This is a genomic window from Agromyces sp. CCNWLW213 (assembly GCF_037199545.1).
GTDB lineage: Bacteria > Actinomycetota > Actinomycetes > Actinomycetales > Microbacteriaceae > Agromyces.
In genome coordinates this window covers 33,772-54,294 of sequence record NZ_JBBBDX010000006.1, presented here as the reverse complement: position 1 = coordinate 54,294, position 20,523 = coordinate 33,772, and the positions used below count along the sequence as shown (strand labels likewise).

General features: G+C 72.3%; 19 protein-coding genes. 9 read left to right on the top strand and 10 right to left on the bottom strand.

Translation table 11 applies throughout. The features are described 5' to 3' along the window. Nucleotides 1–33: 33 nt before the first annotated feature. Complete coding sequence (locus WBQ80_RS12410) at nucleotides 34–1,059, top strand: LacI family DNA-binding transcriptional regulator (protein ID WP_336570849.1); 1,026 nt, start codon at nucleotides 34–36, stop codon at nucleotides 1,057–1,059. Here WBQ80_RS12410 and WBQ80_RS12405 read toward each other — a convergent pair. Beyond that, nucleotides 1,056–1,958, bottom strand: a complete 903-nt coding sequence (locus WBQ80_RS12405) for a DNA-methyltransferase (RefSeq protein WP_336570848.1) — start codon at nucleotides 1,956–1,958, stop codon at nucleotides 1,056–1,058. The genes WBQ80_RS12410 and WBQ80_RS12405 overlap by 4 nt on opposite strands. Nucleotides 1,959–2,065: 107 nt before the next feature. Between WBQ80_RS12405 and WBQ80_RS12400 the strand changes: the two genes are divergently transcribed. After that, entirely contained in the window at nucleotides 2,066–2,572 is a 507-nt protein-coding gene (locus tag WBQ80_RS12400) for a flavodoxin family protein (protein WP_336570847.1), read from the top strand. A gap of 33 nt (nucleotides 2,573–2,605) precedes the next feature. Here the strand turns inward: WBQ80_RS12400 and WBQ80_RS12395 are convergent, their stop codons facing one another. Next, nucleotides 2,606–2,926, bottom strand: a complete 321-nt coding sequence (locus WBQ80_RS12395) for a hypothetical protein (protein ID WP_336570846.1) — start codon at nucleotides 2,924–2,926, stop codon at nucleotides 2,606–2,608. A 99-nt stretch (nucleotides 2,927–3,025) separates the two neighbouring features. Then, on the bottom strand, nucleotides 3,026–4,075 hold the full coding sequence (locus WBQ80_RS12390; protein ID WP_336570845.1) for a lipoate--protein ligase family protein: 1,050 nt from the start codon (nucleotides 4,073–4,075) through the stop codon (nucleotides 3,026–3,028). A gap of 91 nt (nucleotides 4,076–4,166) precedes the next feature. Between WBQ80_RS12390 and WBQ80_RS12385 the strand changes: the two genes are divergently transcribed. Further along, a complete protein-coding gene (locus WBQ80_RS12385) occupies nucleotides 4,167–4,787 on the top strand; it encodes a histidine phosphatase family protein (RefSeq protein ID WP_336570844.1) in 621 nt (206 codons plus the stop codon). Between the two features lie 16 nt (nucleotides 4,788–4,803). Here the strand turns inward: WBQ80_RS12385 and WBQ80_RS12380 are convergent, their stop codons facing one another. After that, nucleotides 4,804–5,652: an alpha/beta hydrolase gene (locus WBQ80_RS12380; protein ID WP_336570843.1), complete on the bottom strand. Its 849-nt coding sequence runs from the start codon at nucleotides 5,650–5,652 to the stop codon at nucleotides 4,804–4,806. Nucleotides 5,653–5,814: 162 nt separating this feature from the next. On the opposite strand from WBQ80_RS12380, the gene WBQ80_RS12375 reads away from it, so the two are divergent. Continuing rightward, on the top strand, nucleotides 5,815–6,237 hold the full coding sequence (locus tag WBQ80_RS12375; protein WP_336570842.1) for a MarR family winged helix-turn-helix transcriptional regulator: 423 nt from the start codon (nucleotides 5,815–5,817) through the stop codon (nucleotides 6,235–6,237). Between the two features lie 5 nt (nucleotides 6,238–6,242). Then, complete coding sequence (locus WBQ80_RS12370; protein WP_336570841.1) at nucleotides 6,243–7,697, top strand: MFS transporter; 1,455 nt, start codon at nucleotides 6,243–6,245, stop codon at nucleotides 7,695–7,697. On the opposite strand, the gene WBQ80_RS12365 is transcribed toward WBQ80_RS12370, so the two are convergent. The 6 genes from WBQ80_RS12365 to WBQ80_RS12340 all read right to left on the bottom strand — a co-directional run bounded on the left by WBQ80_RS12365 (nucleotide 7,694) and on the right by WBQ80_RS12340 (nucleotide 14,836). Then, entirely contained in the window at nucleotides 7,694–8,701 is a 1,008-nt protein-coding gene (locus WBQ80_RS12365) for a LacI family DNA-binding transcriptional regulator (protein WP_336570840.1), read from the bottom strand. The two genes, WBQ80_RS12370 and WBQ80_RS12365, sit on opposite strands and share 4 nt — an antisense overlap. Nucleotides 8,702–8,797: 96 nt before the next feature. After that, nucleotides 8,798–9,580 carry a nucleotidyltransferase domain-containing protein gene (locus WBQ80_RS12360; RefSeq protein WP_336570839.1) on the bottom strand — a complete coding sequence of 261 codons (783 nt, stop codon included), beginning with the start codon at nucleotides 9,578–9,580 and terminating at the stop codon, nucleotides 8,798–8,800. Beyond that, nucleotides 9,567–11,663, bottom strand: coding sequence for an alpha-L-rhamnosidase-related protein (locus tag WBQ80_RS12355; protein ID WP_336570838.1), 2,097 nt, complete (start codon nucleotides 11,661–11,663; stop codon nucleotides 9,567–9,569). Before WBQ80_RS12355 ends, WBQ80_RS12360 begins: the two co-directional genes overlap by 14 nt. Nucleotides 11,664–11,666: 3 nt before the next feature. Continuing rightward, nucleotides 11,667–12,497 carry a carbohydrate ABC transporter permease gene (locus WBQ80_RS12350; RefSeq protein ID WP_336570837.1) on the bottom strand — a complete coding sequence of 277 codons (831 nt, stop codon included), beginning with the start codon at nucleotides 12,495–12,497 and terminating at the stop codon, nucleotides 11,667–11,669. After that, nucleotides 12,494–13,429, bottom strand: coding sequence for a carbohydrate ABC transporter permease (locus WBQ80_RS12345; RefSeq protein ID WP_336570836.1), 936 nt, complete (start codon nucleotides 13,427–13,429; stop codon nucleotides 12,494–12,496). The genes WBQ80_RS12350 and WBQ80_RS12345 overlap by 4 nt, the downstream gene beginning before the upstream one ends. Before the next feature lie 69 nt (nucleotides 13,430–13,498). Continuing rightward, complete coding sequence (locus WBQ80_RS12340; RefSeq protein WP_336570835.1) at nucleotides 13,499–14,836, bottom strand: ABC transporter substrate-binding protein; 1,338 nt, start codon at nucleotides 14,834–14,836, stop codon at nucleotides 13,499–13,501. Between the two features lie 235 nt (nucleotides 14,837–15,071). Here WBQ80_RS12340 and WBQ80_RS12335 point away from each other — a divergent pair, with 235 nt between their 5' ends. The 4 genes from WBQ80_RS12335 to rhaI all read left to right on the top strand — a co-directional run bounded on the left by WBQ80_RS12335 (nucleotide 15,072) and on the right by rhaI (nucleotide 20,495). Continuing rightward, a complete protein-coding gene (locus WBQ80_RS12335) occupies nucleotides 15,072–16,103 on the top strand; it encodes a LacI family DNA-binding transcriptional regulator (RefSeq protein WP_336570834.1) in 1,032 nt (343 codons plus the stop codon). A 56-nt stretch (nucleotides 16,104–16,159) separates the two neighbouring features. Further along, a complete protein-coding gene (locus WBQ80_RS12330; protein WP_336570833.1) occupies nucleotides 16,160–18,844 on the top strand; it encodes a family 78 glycoside hydrolase catalytic domain in 2,685 nt (894 codons plus the stop codon). Nucleotides 18,845–18,927: 83 nt separating this feature from the next. After that, the gene (locus tag WBQ80_RS12325; RefSeq protein WP_336570832.1) at nucleotides 18,928–19,332 is read left to right on the top strand and encodes an L-rhamnose mutarotase; all 405 of its coding nucleotides are present in this window, start codon (nucleotides 18,928–18,930) and stop codon (nucleotides 19,330–19,332) included. Between the two features lie 5 nt (nucleotides 19,333–19,337). After that, nucleotides 19,338–20,495: an L-rhamnose isomerase gene (gene rhaI / locus WBQ80_RS12320; protein WP_442892667.1), complete on the top strand. Its 1,158-nt coding sequence runs from the start codon at nucleotides 19,338–19,340 to the stop codon at nucleotides 20,493–20,495. Nucleotides 20,496–20,523 lie beyond the last annotated feature (28 nt).

Sequence of the window (20,523 nt, the reverse complement as noted above, 5' to 3'; positions counted from 1 at the left end):
CCACCGCATGCCACCCGGAAATAGACTGACGGCATGCAGGGGGTGATCGGGTCCGGGGCGCGTCCGCCCGCGCCGACCCTCGAGATGGTCGCGCGAGAGGCCAACGTGTCGCGTGCGACGGTGAGCCGTGTCGTGAACGGCTCGCCCAAGGTCTCCCCCGAGGTCGTGCGCGTGGTCAACGAGGCCATCGCGAAGCTCAACTACGTGCCGAACCGCGCGGCGCGGTCGCTCGCCAGCCGCACGTCCGGCGCGATCGCGCTCGTGGTCCCCGAGGACACCACGCGGTTCTTCGGCGACCCGTACTTCGCGGCGATCGTGCAGGGCATCACGCGGCGCCTGGACGTGAGCGAGTACCTGCTCAACCTGCTGCTCTCCACGAGCGACCCGACGCGCAAGACGCTGCGCTACCTCCGGTCCGGCGTGGTGGACGGCGCGCTCGTCGTCTCGCACCACGAGGGCGACCACTCGCTGCACGAGGCCGCCCACGAGATGCCCATGGTGTTCGGCGGTCGCCCGCCGAACATCGCCGACGACGACATCTACGTCGACGTCGACAACATCGAGGGCGGATTGACGGCCACCGAGCGCCTGCTCGCCATCGGCCGGCGCAGGGTCGGCACGATCACGGGCCCGCTCGACATGCCCGCCGCCGTCGACCGGCTCGACGGCTTCCGGCGCGCGCTGGCGACCGCCGGCATGCCCGACGACGCGGTCGAGACGGCGGACTTCTCGGTCGCCGGCGCGGTCGCCGCCACCCGGCGGCTGCTCGACCGCGTCCCCGACCTCGACGGCGTGTTCGTGGCGAGCGACCTCATGGCGACCGGCACGCTGTCGGTGCTGCGCGAGCGCGGACGCCGCGTGCCCGAGGACATCGCGGTCGTCGGCTACGACGACAGCCCCGCGGCGACGTCCTCCGCGATCCCGCTCACGACCGTGCACCAGCCGTCGGAGGAGATGGGGTACCTCATGGCGGACCTGCTGCTCCGCCTCCTCTCGGGCGAGGACGTCCCGCACCGCAACATCATGTCGACGCGGCTCGTGCGTCGCGCGTCGGCCTAGCCGGCGTCCTCCCGGATCGCGGGCGGCATCTCGTCGAAGCGGATGCCGCCGGCCCCCGCGAAGCGACGGCGCATGACCTCGATCGCCTCCGCGTGCTCGTCGACGAGCACGAACCGCCGGTCGAGCGAGCGCGCGACCGCGCCCGTCGTGCCGGACCCGGCGAACGCGTCGAGCACCCAGTCGCCCCGCCGGCTCGACGCCTGCACGATCCGCCGCAGCACGCCCTCGGGCTTCTGCGTCGGATAGCCGGTCTTCTCGCGCCCGGTCGGGGACACGATCGTGTGCCACCACACGTCGGTCGGCAGCTTGCCGGCCGCCGCCTTCTCGGGCGTCACCAGCCCCGGGGCCATGTACGGCTCGCGGTCGACGGCCGCCGAGTCGAAGAAGTACCGCTCCGGATCCTTCACGTACACGAGGATCGTGTCGTGCTTGGTCGGCCACCGCCGCTTCGACTTGCCGCCGTAGTCGTAGGCCCAGATCAGCTCGTTGAGGAAGCACTCCCGCCCGAAGAGCGCGTCGAGCAGCACCTTCGCGTAGTGGGCCTCGCGATAGTCGAGGTGCAGGTAGAGCGTTCCGTCGTCGGCGAGGACCCGCCAGGCCTCGGCGAGCCGCGGCTCGAGGAAGCCCCAGTAGTCGTCGAACCGGTCGTCGTACCGCATGAGGTCGCCGCGGATGCGCTCGTACCGCTTGCCGGCGAAGCCCGTGACGGTTCCGGATGGCGCGAGCGCCGCGTCATCCGTCGGCGACTGCCGCACGTGCCGGGTCGACTGCCGCGACTGCGACCGCCCCGTGTTGAACGGCGGGTCGAGGTAGACGAGCGTGAAGCGGCCGTCGGGAAGCGTCGGCAGCACGTCGAGGTTGTCGGCGTGGACGACGCGGTCGGGCTCGGCAGCGGACACCGGTCAAGTCTGCCAGCGCGCACGCCAGCGGCCGAAGGTCCCGTTCGGCGCGGCTCCGCCGCCGTAACGTGACCGGCCAGGACCCGGACGAGGAGGAACGAGGAGCGATGATGCACGCGCTGGTGGTGTACGAGACGATCTGGGGGAACACGGGGGAACTCGCCCGCGCGGTCGCCGAGGGACTGCGCTCGAGCGAGGGCGTCGAGGTCGTGGACGTGGTCGAGGTCGTGTCGGCGCCCGACGTGATCGACCCCGACGTCGATCTCATCGTGGTCGGCGGGCCGACGCACGCGTTCTCGATGACGACCGCCTCGACGCGCGAGTCGGCCAGGCAGCAGGGCGCGACGACCATCCCCGCCCGCGGAATCCGGGAATGGCTGGACGCCCTGGCCGTGCCGTCGTCGCCGGTGGCGGCCGCCACGTTCGACACGCGCACCGTGAAGCCCCGCCTGCCCGGATCGGCCGCCAAGAAGGCGCTGAAGAAGCTGATCTCGAAGGGGTTCCGCCCGGTCGACCACGCGGTGACCTTCGGCGTGCACGGCTACTCGGGCCCGGTCGCCGACGGCGAGCTCACCCGCGCCCGCGAGTGGGGTGCGACGCTGGTCGACGCCTAGCGTCGACGGCGTCGGGGTGCCGTCGCGGCGCGCTCAGCGCTCGACGTCGAGGCGGATCCGCCCGCGGAACCGGTCGGGGTCGTCGTCGCCGGCGTCGGCCGCGGCGTACGAGATGCCCTTGTCGCCGTCGCCGGGCACGGGAGCGGGCACCGGCAGGCGGGCCTGGCGGTCGACCTCGACCTGGGCCTCGTACTTGCGGGGCGCGAACACCTCGTCGCCGATCATCATGACGGCGGACCCACTGGGCTTGCCCTGCTTGGTCTTGTCGGACAGGTCGATCCAGCGCAGGCGCACGGCGATGACGCCGAACGCGACCACCGCGCCGGCGATGAGCAACCCCATCCACCAGTCCACCCGGCGATTGTACCGGCGTGACGACTGCTCACGTTCAGGGGTTCCCCAGTACCGCCGTCGGGTTGCATCCGGGGCGACGGGGGCGCTCCGTCCGTCGCCTCACGGCACGCGCTGGAGCCACTCCTCGGTCGCGAACTTCGACGCGACGAGCGCCTCGGCCTCGGCGAGCTCGTCGGGCGCGACCGTCCCCGGCGTCGCCCCGTGGAGCCCCGCGAACGTCTGCTTGAGCCGCTCGATGATCTCGGCGCGGGCGAGGCCCGTCTGCGAGCGCAGCGGGTCGACGCGCTTGGCGGCCGACGCGATGCCCTTGTCGCTGATCTTCTCGCGCCCGATGCGCAGCACCTCGAGCATCTTCTCGTTGTCGAGGTCGTACGCCATCGTGACGTGGTGCAGCACGCCGCCCGAGCCGAGGCGCTTCTGCGCGGCGCCGCCGATCTTGCCCGCCGGGCTCGCGATGTCGTTCAGCGGCTGGTAGGTCGCCTCGATGCCGAGCGAGCGCAGCCCCTGGAGCACCCAGTCGTCGAGGAACGCGTAGGAGCCGGCGAAGCTCATGCCCTGCACGAGCGCGGCGGGCACGTACAGCGAGTAGGTGACGACGTTGCCCTTCTCCATCATCATCGCGCCGCCGCCGGAGATGCGGCGCACGACGTCGAAGCCGTACTTCGCCGCACCCTCGGGATCGACCTCGTTGCGCACCGACTGGAACGAGCCGATCACGACGGCCGACTCCTCCCACTCCCAGAACCGCAGCGTGGGCTTCCGGCGGCCCTCGCCGACGCGCGTCGCGAGCACCTCGTCGAGCGCGAGGTGCACGCGCGGCGACACGGCCGGATCGTGCACGATCTCCCACTCGTAGTCCGACCAGGTCGCGGCATCCGTGAGCGCTCGGCGCACCGCGACGGCGACCGCCTCGGGCGAGAACCCGAGCAGGACCGCGTCGGGGCGCAGGCCCTCGGCGATCGCCGCGGCGATCTGCTTGGCGTCGGATGCCGCGGGCAGCCCCTCGAGCGCGGCGTTCAGGTCGCCCAGCGCCTCGTCGGGCTCGAGGAAGAAGTCGCCCGCGACGCGCGGGTCGCGGATCGCGCCGTCGACCACGTCGAGGTCGACGACCACGAGCTTGCCGCCGGGAACCTTGTACTCACCGTGCATGGGCCCCAGCCTACGGATGCCTCGGGCCGGACGCGCCTCGGGCGTAGGCTCGGCCGCAGGTCCCGATTCGATCGAGGGAACGGATGCCGCGATGACCACGCTCTTCCTGGCCCGGCACGGCGAGACCGTGTGGCACGCCGAGCACCGCTATGCGGGCTCGTCCGACGTCGAGCTCACGGACCACGGCCGGGTGCAGGCCGACGAGCTCGCGGACTGGGCGACGCGGGCGCGGCTGTCGGCGATCGTCGCCTCGCCGCTGCAGCGGGCGCGGCGAACGGCCGAGCCGGCCGCGAAGGCCACGGGCCTCGACCTGCGCGTCGACCCGCGCCTCGTCGAGATCGACTTCGGTTCGGGCGAGGGCCTCACCCCGGCCGAGCTGGGCGAGCGGATGCCGGCGGAGTGGGCGGCCTTCGAGCGGCATCCGGCTCGCCAGCCCATGCCCGCGGGCGAGTCCGGCGTCGAGGGCCTCGACCGTGCGCTGCCCGCGCTGCTCGAGCTCGTGGACGAGTTCCCGCACGGGCGCGTGCTCGTCGTGACCCACGCCACGCTCATGCGGCTGGTGCTGTGCGAGCTGCTCGGCATCGATCCGGACCGGTACCGCGACCTGTTCCCCGTCGTGGAGAACTGCGCGCCGACGATCGTGCGCTTCGAGGAGCTCGGCGGCGAGCGTCGCGCGAGGCTGCTCGGGTTCAACGTCCCGCCACGGCCGTAGTCGCCGAGATCGCGCGTCAGTCGACCGCGAAGCGCTCGTCGAGCCAGCGGACGAGATCGGCCCGCACCTCCTCGCGGTTGGTCTCGTTGAAGACCTCGTGGCGGGCGCCGTCGTAGACCACGAGCGTGACGTCGGCCAGTCCCGATCGGCGCGCGTACGCGTTCGCGAGCCGCACCGCGCTCTTCTCGCCGCCGAGCGAGTCGTCGGAGCCGACCATGATCAGCAGCGGCAGCTCGGCGGGCAGGCTCCGGCGGGGCCGGCCCACGAGTCGCGCCGCCTCGATGAGGCCGAACAGCTCCTGGAGGGGTACCGCCGTCGTGTACGGGTCGCGCACGAACGCCTCGGCCACGGCCGGGTCGCGCGAGAGCCACTCGAGGCCCGTGGTGCCGAGGTGCCGGTGGCGACGGTTGAGGTCGCCCGAGTTCATGTGCGGCGGCATCCGGTAGGCGGTGCCCGTCAGCACGACCGCGTCGTAGTCGTGCGGATGCCGGTTGAGGATGATCTGCGCCATCAGCGAGCCCCACGAGTGGCCGAGCAGCACGAGCGGCGCCTCGTCGCCCTCGGTCTCGCGGATGACGGACGTGAAGCGGTGCACGTCGTCGATGGCCGCCCGCAGCCCTCCCGGGCCGAGCCGCCCCATGCGGTCGAGGTCGCCGCCGTGCTGCTCGAAGCCGGTCTGCCCGTGGCCGCGATGGTCGTCGGCCCACACCGAGTAGCCGGCGGCGTTGAGCTCGGCGACGAGCTCGCCGTAGCGGCCGATGTGCTCGCCGACGCCGTGCACGAGCTGCACGACCGCCGTGGCATCCGGCACCCGCCAGTGCTCGTAGTGGATGCGCACCCCGTGCGGGTCGGTGAACGTCGGCATGCGCTCATCTTGGCACCGGTGGGGCGCGACGGGGCAGTCCTCCTCACTGGAGTGCGGTTCGTGGGGTGGAGCACCGCGCGAAAGTGCCCTCGATCGCACGAACGGGACTCCCGCGGCATCCGACTTTACTTAGCAAGGCTAATTTGTTATGCTAATCGATCCATGGGGACGATCGCCGAGCAGAGCACGACGCTCCGCATGTCGACGCTGCGACTGGCCCGCCGACTCCGCGCAGAGCGGGTCGACCCGAGCCTGTCCGACGGGCAGTTCGCGGTCCTGGGCTGGCTGCACAAGCACGGTCCCATGACGCTCACGCAGCTCGCCGAGCGCGAGCGGGTGTCCGCACCGTCGATGAACCGCACCGTGAACTGCCTGCAGGACGTCGGCTACCTCGTGCGCGAAGCCGACGAGGCCGACCGCCGGCGCAGCAACATCCGCCTCACCGATGCCGGCCGCGACATCGTCACCACCACCCTCAAGCAGCGCGACGCGTGGCTCACCACGCGCCTCCGGGAACTCCCGAAGGAGGACCGCGCCACCCTCGCCCGAGCCGCCGAACTGATGGGAGACCTCGCCACCCTGTGAAAGCCATGTTCCGCTCCCTCGCGTCGGTCGACTACCGCATCTGGTTCGTCGGCGCGCTCATCTCCAACATCGGCGCCTGGATGCAGGCCACGGCCCAGAGCTGGGTCGTGCTCACCGAGCTGACCGACAACGACGCCCTCGCCGTCGGCATCACCATGGCGCTCCAGTTCGCGCCCCAGCTGCTGCTCGTCCCCGTCACGGGGCTCATCGCCGACCGCTTCGAGCGCCGCAAGGTGCTCATGCTCACCCAGTCGGCCCTCATGGTGCTCGGCGTCGGGCTCGGCGCGCTGCTCATCCTCGGCCACGCCGAGCTCTGGCACCTCTTCGTCTTCGCGGGCGCGCTCGGCGTCGTCAACGCGATCGACATCCCCGCCCGGCAGACCTTCGTCGCCGACCTCGTCTCATCGTCGAACATGTCGAACGCGGTCGCCCTCAACTCGGCGTCGTTCAACGCCGCGCGCATGATCGGCCCGGCCCTCGCGGGCGTGCTCATCGTGCTCGTGGGAACCGGCTGGGTCTTCATCATCAACGCCGTCACGTTCGTGGCGGTGCTCGTCGCGCTCGCGAAGCTGCGCGGTTCGAAGCTGCGCCGGATGCCGCGGGCCCCGCGCGAGCGCGGCGCGTTCGTCGCGGGCTTCCGCTACGTCGCGGGCCGGCCCGACCTCGTCGTCGTGTTCGCGATCGTCTTCCTCGTGGGCGCGTTCGGCATGAACTTCCCGATCTTCTCGTCGACCATGGCCGTCGAGTTCGGACGCGGAGCGGGCGAGTACGGCATGCTGAACTCGATCCTCGCGATCGGGTCCCTCACCGGCGCCCTGCTCGCCGCCAAGCGCGAGCGCGCTCGCATGCGCGTCATCATCGTGGCCGCGGGGCTGTTCGGCGCGGCCGCCGCGATCTCGGCGATCATGCCCGGCTATTGGCTGTTCGCCGCGTCGACGGTGCTCATCGGCTTCGGCGCCGTGACGATGCTCACGACCGCGAACGGCTACGTGCAGACCACGACCGATCCGCTGCTGCGCGGGCGCGTGATGGCGCTCTACATGGCGATCCTCTCGGGCGGCACGCCCATCGGCGCACCCATCGTGGGCGCGGTCGCGAACGCATGGGGCCCGCGCTGGGCGCTCGGGGTCGCGGCGGTCGCCGCAGGGATCGCCGCGCTCATCGGCCTCGCCTGGCTCGTCGTCGCGCGCGGCCTGCGCGTCGTGCGGCATCCGGCCGACGGGTGGATGCCGCGACTCGGCCTCGACTGGGCCGAGCCCCCGACCGCGGCGATCGCCGTGCCGGTCACGCGCCCGGTGGCGGTGGCGCGGCCCGATGGCCCGGCGGGCGCGCACGTCGCCGCCCGGCGCACCGGGCCGCTCGTGCTGCCCGCCGAGCCACGCGATCGAGTCGCGCCTCGCGCCGCGCGACCGGCGGAGCCGGCCGTGCGGGAGGCCGTCGCCCGCCCCCCGCGAGGCTAGCGGGTCGACTCCCGCACGACGAGCTCCGGCTGGAACTGCACCTGGTCGGGCGCGAAGTCCGCGCCCTCCCTCGCCTCGCGGAGGAGCAGGTCGACCGCGGTGTACCCGATAAGCCACGCGGGCTGGCGGATGGACGACAACGGAACGACCGCGGCCTGCGCGAAGTCGATGTCGTCGTAGCCGATGAGGGCGAGGTCGTCCGGTACCCGGATGTCGCCGCCGAGCATGATGAGCGCCTGCAGCACGCCGACCGCAAGGAGGTCGTTCGCCGCGAAGATCGCGTCGGGACGGTCCTCGGGTGCCCGATCGCGGATCCGCTCGCCCGCCGCACGACCCTCGAGCACGGTCAGCGCGTGCGTCTCGACGACCTCCAGCGTCACGCCCGGCGTCTCGGCCGCCGCGCGCCGTGCACCCTCCAGTCGGTCGGCCACCTGCCGGATCGACCCGGGCCCGCCGACGAACGCGATGCGGCGACGGCCCGACTCGACGAGGTGACGCACCGCGAGCGCACCGCCCACGACGTCGTCGACCGCGACCGACGAGAAGCTGCGGTCGTCGGCCTCGCGGTCGACGAGCACGACCGGGACGCCCCGCGTGCGGAGCGTCGCGAGCCGGGGAAGGTCGTCGCCGAGCGGCGAGATGAGCACGCCGTGCACGCGCTGCTGCTCGAAGAGGTCGAGGTACGAGCGCTCGCGATCCGGGTTGTCGTCGCTGTTTCCGAGCAGGATCGTCATGCCGTCCTCCGCGGCGCGGTCCTCGGCGCCGCGGGCCACGTCCGTGAAGAACGGGTTGCGCACGTCGAGCACGACGAGGCCGATCGACCGGCTGCGTCCCGCCCGCAGCTGGCGTGCGGCGTCGTTGCGCACGAAGCCCAGCTCGTCGATCGCGGCGAGCACGCGGGCGACGGTCTCGGGCGACACCTTCTCGGGGCGGTTGAGCACGTTCGAGACGGTGCCCACCGAGACGGATGCCGCGGCCGCGACCTCGCGCACGCTGACGGCCATGCACGTCCTCCTGTCGTCGCCGGGCGGGCGCACGCCCGGGCCGGTCCTCCCATGATCGCAGGCGCGACCTCCTCGAAGCGGAGCCGCACCGCCGGTTCAGCGGTACTCGGGCGGCGCCGCACCGGTGAGCCACGCGAGCTCGTTGTCGCGGATGAAGGTCGAGAGCGTGGCGTCCGGGTCCAGCGCCGGGCCCAGCCAGTCCTCGAGCACCGCGAGCATCCGGGTCCCGGAGTCGAGCCCCGGATCCGCGACGAGGGCCCGCCACGACTCGAGGAACCCTTCGGGCAGGTCGAGCCCGGCGAGCGCGGCCGCGACGTACTTGGGTCCTCGGAGCAGCGTCCGTCGTTCGGCCAGGGCGGCTCGGGCGGCCGCGAGGGCGAGGTGCGTGGCCGCGTGCAGCCGCAGGAACCGGTCGCCGCGCAGCTCGGCCTGCGGGAGGAAGTAGCCGCCGTGGATCCGCGCCTGCGCGACGTGCGATCGGACGCGTCCGCGCCAGGCCTCCTCGGGCAGCCGCACGATGGGCTCGATCGCGGCCGCGACGTCGACGTCGCGGGCGAAGGCGATCCGGGCGCCCTCGAACGACGCCCGCATCGGGTCGTCGCCCGACTCGGCCGCCGCCGCGAGCACGCGCGGGCTGACGACCTTCACGTCGAGGTAGCCGCCGGGGTAGTCCTCGTCGTGGCGCTCGGTCCACGACAGGCGCCCGGCGGCGAGCGCCGCGTCGAACGCGGCATCCGCCACGACGAGGTACACGTCCACGTCGGAGTCGGAACGCTCCGTCCCCCGGGCGACCGAGCCGACGGCGATCACCGCGAGCGTCGACGGGGACGCCCTGACCGAGTCCGCGTACGCCGCGAGCGCGCGTTCATGGTGTTCCATGCGCACCGACCCCGGCCGGCCACCCGGACACCGCTTCGGCGGTCGACCACTCGACCACCGCAGGCCCCCGATCGACGCGCTCGCCGCGGACGAGCGCCGTGCCGGCCGGGACGCGCACCGTGACGCGCCCCGCTGCGGCGTGCACGACGACGTCGCCCGACGGGGTCGGGACCACCGCGGCGGCCCAGTCGAGCTCGTCGAGGCGCGGGTCGACGGCGAAGCGGGTCCAGCCGTCGGCGAGCGGGCGGACGCCGAGGATCGCCTCCGGGAGGATCGCGGCCGGGCCGGCCGACCATGCGTGGCACCGGCTGCGCCCGAACGGCCGGCCGTACATGGCGAGGTCGTCCTCGCCGGTCGCCGCCTCCTCCCAGAACGTGCCGGGGCCGGCGTCGAGCATCGCGCCCCAGGTGTGCCGGATCTCGTCGAGCACGGCGGCGTGCTCCCCCGCCGCCAGCCGGGCGCGGAGCCGGAAGGCCGTCATGAACGGCGTCCCCGCCGTGCCGCCCGCGATGGACGCGGCCACGCCGGGCGGCACCCCGTCCGGGTGGAGACCCGCGACCACCGCGAGGAAGTTCGCGTACGGCGCGGTCGACGCCGATGCGGCATCCGCACCCAGGTAGTCGGCCCATCGCCCGGGGCCGGCGAGCCAGCCGCGCGCGCGCAGCGTCGCCCCGAGGGTCTCGGCGAGCCCGCGCCACCGGCCGGCGCCCGCGTGGGCGGCCCGGTCGAGCAGGCGCGCGGCGCTCCCGAGGGCCCACCACCACAGCATCTGGAGCGCGACGGGATCGCGCCCCTGCTCGAGCGCGAGTCCCCAGTCGAGGAAGACCGAGCCGGGTCCGGAGTCCACGAAGCCGCCGGGCTGCTCGGCCGGACGGAACACCCCGTCGTCGTCGGCGTGCCGGGCGAGGTCGGCGACGAACGCCTCGACGTGCTCCGCCTCGCGCTCGGCGAACGCCGTGTCGCCGAAGTACCGCACGTACAGGTCGGCGTCGACGACCCACCACAGCGAGTAGTCCGCGATGCCGTTCACGTACCCGTGCTGCGGGCGGCCGAGCGCGACGAGCCCGTCGGCGACCGTGCGTGCGTCGCCGAGGGCGAAGGCGTTGGCGAGGGTGCTGAGCGCCTGGTCGCCGGCCCACGGCATGCGGTCGCGCTTGATGCCGTCGATCATGAGGCCCTGCGAGCACAGGCGGAGCGTGTACTGGGCCGCGGCCCAGATCCGCGTGAGCCGGTCGTCCGAGCACGCGAAGGCGCCGGGGCGGGCTGCCGGGGCGACCTCGGCGCGGACCGCGACCGGTTGCGGCGCGGCATCCGCCGCAACCCGCAGGTACCTGAACCCGAGCGGATGCCGCGTGGTCCAGCCGCCGTCCGGCAGCGACGCGACGTCGTGGCGCGTCTCGAGCACGGCCGGATCGGCGAACGCCTCGGCCTCGCTCTCGCCGCTCGTGATTCCAGGCTTCGCGCCGCCGGCGGGGAGGAACGGGCGCCCGAGCACCGGGGCACCGACGTCGAGGAGCCCCGCGGGGCCCGGCCGGGCCACGACGTCGACGGTTCCGGGCGGATCGAGGTGCGGCGGACGCTCGCCGCCGGGCCGCACGTCGGCCGCCGTCCAGGGCCCGCCGCCGACGCTCGCGGTCCAGTCGCCGAGCACCGCACCGCGCGGCGCCCCGAGCGCCGGGACGGCCCCGGGCCCCCCCGTGACCGCGACCTCGACGACCGCGCCCGCCTCGTCGATCGCCAGCTCGAGTCCGCCGTCGGTCACCCGGACGCGGACGCCGTCGCCCGCGACATCCGCTCGCCCCGAGACGAGCACGCGCACGACGCCCGCGCCCGCCGAGACCGCCCGGAAGTCGACGCGCTCGGCCGGCCCGGCGTGGTTGCGCGGGTAGTGCACGTGCCGGTTGGCGGCGAATCCGTCCGCCACGAGCCGGTCGAGGAGGGCCGGCGGGTACTGGCCCGGCCCGTACACCCAGTCCCGGTCCGCCGGGCGCGGGACCACGTCGGCGTCGTCGAACGGCTGCGGCGAGCGCGCCCGCACCCACCGCCGCAGTCCGTCGGCCGAGCGCGGCGGCCGCTGCGGCATCCGTCAGCCCTTCACGGCGCCGGACGTCATGCCGGCGACGATCTGCCGCTGGAAGAAGATGTACATGATCAGCGGCGGGACGGTGATGAGCAGCACGTTCGCGAACAGCAGGTTGAACGAGCTCACCGACTGCGAGATGTAGTTGAACGTCGTCAGCTGCACCGTCGCGTTGTCGTCGCCCGGCGCGAAGTACAGGGCGAAGGTGAAGTCGTTGAACACCGACACGGCCTGCACCACGATCACGGTCACGATGACCGAGCGCAGCAGCGGGAAGATCACCCGGAAGAAGAGCTTGACGGGCCCGGCGCCGTCGATGATCGCGGCCTCGTCGAGCTCGCGCGGGATGGTCGCGACGAACGCCCGGAAGAGCAGGATGCAGAACGACAGGCCGAACGCGACGTGCACCGCGATGAGCCCGGGAATGGTCTTGAACAGCTCGAGGCCCTGCAGCACCCAGATCGTCGGCACGACGGCCGGCGGGATGATGAGGCCGGCCAGCACCAGGCCGTTGACGAGCGGGTTCCACCGCGACTTGCGCCGCTGCAGCACGTAGCCGACCATGGCGCCGAGGATGACCATGATCGTCACCGCGACGACCGTCAGCACGGTGCTGTTCACGAATGCGCGCACGAGCAGGAAGTCGCGGTTCTCGAGGACCGTGGCGATGTTCTCGAAGAACACCCACTCGGTCGGCCAGGTGAACTCGAGGAAGGCCGACTCCGCCTGGGTCTTGCCCGCCGTGAACACGATGAAGAGGAACGGGACGATGAAGACCACGAGGGCCACCAGGATCGCGGCGATGCCGCCGCCGACCCGCCAGAGCCGAGCGCTCATCGGTCGTCTCCCTTCCGGTTGAGCCACCACGAGAGCGGGAAGACGATCGCCGCCACGACGATGAAGAGCACGACGTTCCCCGCGGTGGAGAGGCCGAAGAAGCCGGCCTGGTACTGCTTGTAGATGACGGAGGCCAGGACGTCGCTCGTGAAGCCCGGCCCGCCGCCGGTCATGGCCCAGATCAGGTCGAACGAGCGCAGCCCGCCGATGAGCGAGAGCAGCACCACGGTGACCGTCGCCGGCCGCAGGAGCGGCAGCGTGATGTGGCGGAAGTTGTTCCAGGCGCCCGCGCCGTCGACCTTCGCGGCCTCGTAGTACTCCTGGGGGATCGCCACCATGCCCGCGATGTAGATGAGGGTCGCGAGCCCGACGCCCTTCCAGATGTCGACGAGCGCGACGGACAGGAGGGCGATCGAGGGATCGGTGAGCCATGCGGGGCCCTCGATGCCGATGACCGCGAGCGACTCGTTGATCGGGCCGCCGAACGGGTCCATCAGCACCTTGAAGAGGATCCCGACCCCGATGGTGCTCACGAGCACGGGGAAGAAGATGGTCGCGCGGAGGAACCCGCGGGCGATGATCTGCGAGCTGAGGAACACGCCCAGCAGCAGGCCGAGCACGACCTTGGCGCCCGAGGTGAGGAACGCGTAGATGAACGTGTTGACGAAGCCCGTGACGAGCTGCGGCTCCTGGAAGAACCGCACGAAGTTGTCCAAGCCGATGAACTCGACGTCGAAGAGCGTCCAGCGCGTGAGGGCGAAGTAGAAGGATGCGAGCGTCGGGACGAGGAACAGCACGACGTAGAACACGCCGGCGGGGATGAAGAACCAGGTCGGATAGGGGCTCTTCATGGGCTTCCGCTTGCTGGAGGCCGGAGGCGCCGTCGCCTCGGCTCCCGCTGCGGTGCGGCCGGAGGCCGTCGCGGTCGTCATGGTGATCTCCCGGGTGTGGCTGCGGGGCCGGGCCGGGCGGCCCGGCCCCGCAGCGTGCGGTCGTACGGCCTACCAGCCCTCGAGGCCGAGCTGCTGGGCCTGCTTCTTGACATCCTCGTCGTACTGGGCGGCGCCCTCGTCGGCCGAGGTGATGCCGGAGCCCACGGCGACCGTGATCTGCTCCAGGGCCGGTCCCTTGATGGGCGAGAGGAACTCGAGCGCGAGGTTGGTCTTGCCCTCGTCGAAGTACGGCTGCAGGTCGGAGACCATCGCCGGGACGTCTTCGGGCAGCTCGCAGCCCTCGACGACGAACGGGCCCTGCGGGGCGTTCGACTCGGCCTGGATGTCGCAGGCCTCGGGCGTCGTCAGGAATTCGAGGAACTGCTGCGCGGCCTCGAGCTTCTCGCCCTCGGTCGACTTCGGCACGTAGATCGTGTTCGTGGGCATCCACACCGTGAGGCCGTTGGACTCGGGGTCGTCGCCCGGGAGCGGGAAGGTGCCGACGACGTCGGCGGCCTCGGGGTTCGTGGTCGCCAGCTGCGACGCGGCGAACGTCAGCATCGGGTAGTGCGCGCCCTCGCCCGTCGCGACCATCGAGACGCCGTCGGCGTAGAGGGCCGAGGCGAAGTCCTCGTTGAAGAGGTCCTTCTCGAACGCCTCCTGGAGGTGCTCGAACCCGGCGAACGCGGGCTCGTCGACGTACTTGGCCTCGTTGTTCGTGTACTTCTCAGCCCAGTCCGGGTCCTCGGCGAGCACGTTGTTGAAGTCGCCGAGCACGAACAGCTGCGAGGTCCACGTGTCGCCGTACGTCTGCACGATGGGCGCGGCGGTGCCGGCCTCCTTGACGGCCTCGGCGTTGGCGATGAACTCGTCCCACGTGGTGGGGATCTCGAGGCCGAGCTCGGCGTAGATGTCCTTGTTGTAGAGCACCGCGCCCGCCATCGACTGGCCCATGGGCACGCCGTAGACGCCGTTCTCGGTCGAGACGCTCTTCACGAAGTTCTCGTCGAACTTGTCGACGTACTCCTGGTCGGCGAGGTTCACGAGGGTCTGGTCGGGGTTCAGCGCCTGCAGGAGGGAGCCCGAGTTGTACTGGAACAGGTCGGCCATCTCGCCCGTGGAGAGGCGGGTCTTCACGACGTTGTCGCCGTCGGCGCCCTGCGGGCGGGTCTCGACCTCGATGGTGATGTCGGGGTTCTCGGCGGTGAACGCCTCGGCGAGGGCCTCGGCCGTGCCGACGGTGGCCTCGCCGTTGTCGACGAGGAAGGTGAGCTCCACCTCGCCGTCGGCGGAGCCGGAGTCGCCGGCGCTGCAGCCGGCGAGGGCGAGCGACAGGGCGAGACCGCCTGCGCCGAGGGCGACGATCGAGCGTCGCGTGGGACCGGGGACCATCTTCTTTACCTCCATGTAAAGCAACTGCGCTGTTGGGTGCGCCGAAGCAACCGGTGCTGTGGCGCGGCCCACGTTACGAGTGCGCCATCCGCTTTGTCAACCGATCTACACAGATTTCTTGAAACGATTTACAGCGAATGTGCCGACGCGCTATCGTCCTCGCGTAGATCGATCTATGATCAAGCATCCCGGTGTGTATCGTGACACCGGGATCCTGCGTCCCGGCATCGACGACGGAAGGGGAACGAGCATGAGCGCATCGCGGGCAGCGACCATCGAGGACGTCGCGCGCCAGGCCGGCGTCTCCCGCGCCGCCGTCTCGAAGGTCATCCGCAACGCCTACGGCGTGAGCCCCGCGATGCGCGAACGCGTGAACGCCGCCATCGAGGCGCTCGACTACCGTCCCCGGGTCGCGGCGCGGGCCATGCGCGGGTCGAGCTTCACCCTCGGCATCGAGCTGCCGAGCATCGGCAACCCGTTCTTCACCAAGATCATCGCCGGCGCCACCGCGGCGCTGCAGGGCAGCCCGTACCAGCTGATCATCGCCCCGGCCGACATGGACGGCGAGGAGGGGGTCCGGGCGCTCGGCGCCCTCGCCGACCGGCAGGTCGACGGCATCATCGCCATCTCGCCCAAGGTGCGACCCGACTGGCTCGAGCGGCTCGCCGGGCGGGTGCCCGTCGTGATGATCGGCCGCCACGACCGCCCCGTGGCCTACGACACCGTGACCGACGACGACGTGCTCGGCACGCGCCTGGCCATGGAGCACCTCTTCGACCTCGGACACCGGCGCATCGCGCACCTCACGCGCGACGAGGAGGTCACGCTGCCCGGCTCCGGGACCCCGCACGCGATCCGACTCGAGCAGTACCGGGCGCTGATGGAGGGCGCCGGGCTCGCCGAGCACATCCGCGTCGTGCGCACGGGACTGACCGAGGAATCGGCCCGCCTCGACACGCACGCCCTCCTCGACGAGGATATGCCGACCGCGATCTTCGCGGGCAACGACGAGCTCGCCTTCGGCGCCCAGCGGGCGCTCGGCGAACGCGGACTCGGCCCCGCCGAGGTGTCGCTCGTCGGCTACGACGACGTCGACATCGCCAGCCATCCGGCCATCTCGCTCACGACGGTCCACCAATCCGGTGAGGCCCTCGGCGAGCGTGCCATCCGCCTGCTGCTCGAGCGCATCGACGGCAGGAGCGAACCGGTGAACTTCACCGTGGTGCCGTCGCTCGAGGTGCGCGCATCGACCGCGCCGGCGCCCGCGGAGCCCACCTCCTGACCGACCCTCCGGCGAGACCGGAACGCCCAGCCGGGCGAGCCCACGAAAGGACGCGCATGCCGACGATGCTGCCCGCCACCACGATCACCGATCCCACCGCGCGGATCGCATCCGTGCGGACCCAGTACCCGGGCGACCTCCTGGGCGTGCCCCGCACGGGACTGCGCCTCACGTGGCGCGCCGAGGCCGCCTCGCCCCAGGTCGCCTCCCAGGTGCGCTGGCGCGGCTCCGACGGCGAGGCCGTCACCGCCGAGCCCGTCGAGGGCGACGCGTCGATCGGCGTGCCGGCGCCCGGTCCCGCTCTCGGCGCCGGCGAGGAGCGGCGCTACGCGGTGCGGATCGCCACGGACGCGGGCTGGTCGGACTGGAGCGACGACCTCGTCGTCGAGGGCGCGCTCGAGGCCGCCGAGCTCGAGGCCGTGCCGATCGGCGGATCGCAGCCCGTCGAGGGTCCGGCCGCGCTGCTGCGGACCGCGGTCGCGCTGCCGGCCCCGCCGACGCGAGCGCGCCTCCGGGCGACCTTCTGGGGCGTCGGGGACCTGCGGATCAACGGACGTCGCGCGACCGACGAGCACCTCGCACCCGGATGGACGTCGTACGACGAGCGACTCCTGCTCGCGACGTGGGACGTGACCGACCTGCTGCGCGAGGGCGAGAACGCACTCGGCGTCGTGCTCGGCGACGGGTGGTACCGCGGCCGACTCGGCTGGGAGGACGAGATCGAGCACTACGGCACCGAGCTCGCCGCGCTCGTGCAGCTCGACGTCGAGTGCGCCGACGGGACGCACGTGCGAGTGGGGACCTCGCCCGAGTGGCGCACCTCGACGGGCGGCATCCGCTTCGCCGGGCTCTACGACGGCGTCGACGTCGACCTCGCCGCCGAACCCGACGGATGGGACGCGCCGGGCTTCGACGACGACGCCTGGGCACCCGCCCGCCGCGTCGACGTCGACACCGCCCGGGTCGAGCCGCGCATCGCCGGCGGCGTCCGCACCGTGGGCGAGTGGGACGTGCGCGCCGAGCCGCGCGGCGACCGGGCGTTCCTCGACGTCGGGCAGAACATCGCGGGCTGGCTGCGCCTGACCGTCCGGGGCCGCACCGGCGACCGCGTGGTGGTACGCCACGCGGAGGTGCTCGAACCCGACGGATCGCTGCACACCGCGGCGTTGCGCACCGCCCGCGCGACCGACACCTACGTGCTCGCTCGCGACGGCGAGACCGTGCTCGAGCCGCTGCTCACGTTCCACGGCTTCCAGTACGCCGACGTCACCGGTGCCGAGGTCGTCTCGGCGACGGCCGTCGCCGTCTCGAGCGCCGACCGGCCGCGCTCGACGTTCGAGTGCGCCGACCCGCGCCTGGAGCGGCTCCACTCCAATGTGGCATGGTCGCAGCGCGACAACTTCGTCTCGCTGCCGACCGACTGCCCGCAGCGCGACGAGCGCCTCGGATGGACCGGCGACGCCCAGGCGTTCGCCCCGACCGCGTCGACGCTGTTCGACGTCGAGGCGTTCTGGATGAGCTGGCTCCGCGACGTCGAGCTCGACCAGGACGCCGACGGCGCCGTCGCCGCCGTGGTCCCCAACATCCTGACGCGCGACGAGTTCCCCGCCGACGGCGGCGCCCACAGCGTGATGGGGCGTGCCGGCTGGGCGGATGCCGCGACCATCGTGCCGTGGGCGGTGTACGAGTCGTACGGCAGCACCGAGGTGCTCGAGCGCCAGCTGGATTCGATGCGCCGGTGGGTCGACCACCTCGAGCGCCGGGCGGGCGAGCGGGGGCTGCTGCCGACGGAGTTCCAGTTCGGCGACTGGCTCGACCCCGACGCGCCCGGCGATCGGCCGTGGGAGGCGAAGGTCTCGTCTGACTACGTGGCCAACGCGTTCTTCTCCCGCAGTGCGCGGCTCCTCGCCGACGCCGAGCGGCTCGTCGGCGATGCGGACCGCGCCGAGCGCGCGGCGCAGCTCGCCGAACGAGTCGCCGCGGCCACGTGGGCGGAGTGGGGCGAGGCCGCGATCGACACGCAGACCGGCGCCGCCATCGCGATCGAGTTCGACATCGCCCCGGGCGACGACCGCGAGCGCATCGGCGAGGCGCTGGCCCGCAACGTGCGCGCCGAGCACGGGCGCATCGCGACCGGATTCCTGGGCACGCCGCTCGTGCTGTTCGCGCTCGTGCACACCGGGCACGTCGACGAGGCGTACCTGATGCTGCTCCGCCAGGCGCCGCCGTCGTGGCTGTACCAGGTCGAGATGGGCGCGACGACCGTGTGGGAGCGCTGGGACGCACTCGCACCCGACGGCACCATCCACTCGGGCGAGATGGCGACGGGCGACAGCTCCGGCATGCTCTCGTTCAACCACTACGCGTACGGCGCCGTCGTGGACTGGATCTACCGGTACGTCGCCGGCATCGCGCCCTCGCCGGAGCGACCGGGCTACCGGCGCATCGTCGTCGCTCCCCGGCCGACGGCGAGCATCGCGTGGGCGCGCGCCAGCGTCGAGTCCCGCCTGGGCGAGGTCTCGATCGAGTGGCGGCGCCGCGACGACGAGCTGGCGATCGACCTGCAGGTGCCGTACGGCGCGGACGCGATGCTGGACCTCCCCCTCGACGAGGCCTCGACGGTCACGGTCGACGGCGAGGCGACGGAGGCCCCGACGGGTGCACTCCTCGGCCCCGGCACGCACCGCGTCCTCGTCACCGGCGTTCGGGTGGCGGATCCGGCGGCGGTCGTGACGGCATAGCCGCGGCAAGCGCCTTCCCCCTTGCGGGCATGCGCTTCGCCGTCTACGCTTGAAACGATTCAGGACGAACGGAGAGCTCGACGATGAGCACAGGCACCACGCAGCGGGTCTGCTTCCAGCTGCAGGTCGACCCCGCCCGCCTCGGCGAGTACCGCGAGCGCCACGCCGCGGTCCGGCCCGATATGCTCCGGGCCATCGAGGCGTCGGGGCGCCGCAACTACTCGCTCTTCCTCCGCGAGGACGGCCTGCTCATCGGCTACTACGAAGTCGACGACGACGAGGCCGCGCAGGACGCGCTCGCGAACGACCCGCGCACCGCGCCGTGGGAGGCCGAGATGGCGGAGTTCTTCGTCGCGCTCGACGGCACCCGCCCCGACCAGGCTGCCCCGCGCATCCCCGAGGTGTTCCACCTGGAGGACCAGCTCGCCGCGCTCGGACCCGAGCCCGCGGCATCCGTCACCACCACCACAGAAAGCAGCGACTCGTGAGCACCATCCCGCAGACCGTCCTCGACCAGCTCGAGCTGCAGTCGATCGAGCTCCCCTCGTGGGCCTTCGGCAACTCGGGCACCCGCTTCAAGGTGTTCGCCACGCCGGGCACCCCGCGCGACCCCTACGAGAAGATCGCGGATGCCGCGCAGGTGCACCGGTACACGAGGCTCGCCCCGACCGTCGCGCTGCACATCCCCTGGGACAAGGTCGACTCCTACGACGACCTGCGCCGCCACGCGGAGGACCTCGGCGTCTCGCTCGGCACCGTCAACTCGAACACCTTCCAGGACGACGACTACAAGTTCGGCGCGCTCACGCACGAGGACCCGGCGGTCCGCCGCAAGGCGATCGACCACCACCTCGAGTGCATCGACATCATGCACGCGACCCGCAGCCGCGACCTCAAGATCTGGCTCGCGGAGGGCTCGAACTACCCCGGCCAGGCCGACCTGCGCGGCCGTCAGGACCGCCTGCACGAGTCGCTCCAGGAGATCTACGCGCGCCTCGGCGACGAGCAGCGCCTCGTGCTCGAGTACAAGTTCTTCGAGCCGGCCTTCTACCACACCGACGTCCCGGACTGGGGCACGAGCTACGCCCAGGTCGCCGCGCTCGGCGACAAGGCCATGGTCTGCCTCGACACGGGCCACCACGCGCCCGGCACGAACATCGAGTTCATCGTCATGCAGCTGCTGCGGCTCGGCAAGCTCGGCTCGTTCGACTTCAACTCGCGCTTCTACGCCGACGACGACCTCATCGTGGGCGCGGCCGACCCGTTCCAGCTGTTCCGCATCCTGTTCGAGGTCGCCCGCGGGGGCGGCCTCAACCACCCGGACGTCGCGTTCATGCTCGACCAGTGCCACAACGTCGAGGACAAGGTCCCCGGCCAGATCCGCTCGGTGCTCAACGTGCAGGAGATGACCGCGCGCGCCCTGCTCGTCGACACCGACGCGCTGCGCGCGGCGCAGGTCTCCGGCGACGTGCTCGAGGCGAACCGCATCTTCATGGACGCGTTCTACACCGACGTGCGTCCGGCCCTCGCCGAGTGGCGCGAGTCGCGGGGCCTCCCCGCCGACCCGATGCAGGCGTTCGCGGCATCCGGCTACCTGGAGCAGATCGCGGCCGACCGCGTCGGCGGCGTCCAGGCCGGGTGGGGCGCCTGACCCCCGGCGGGCCCCACCCCGACCGCGA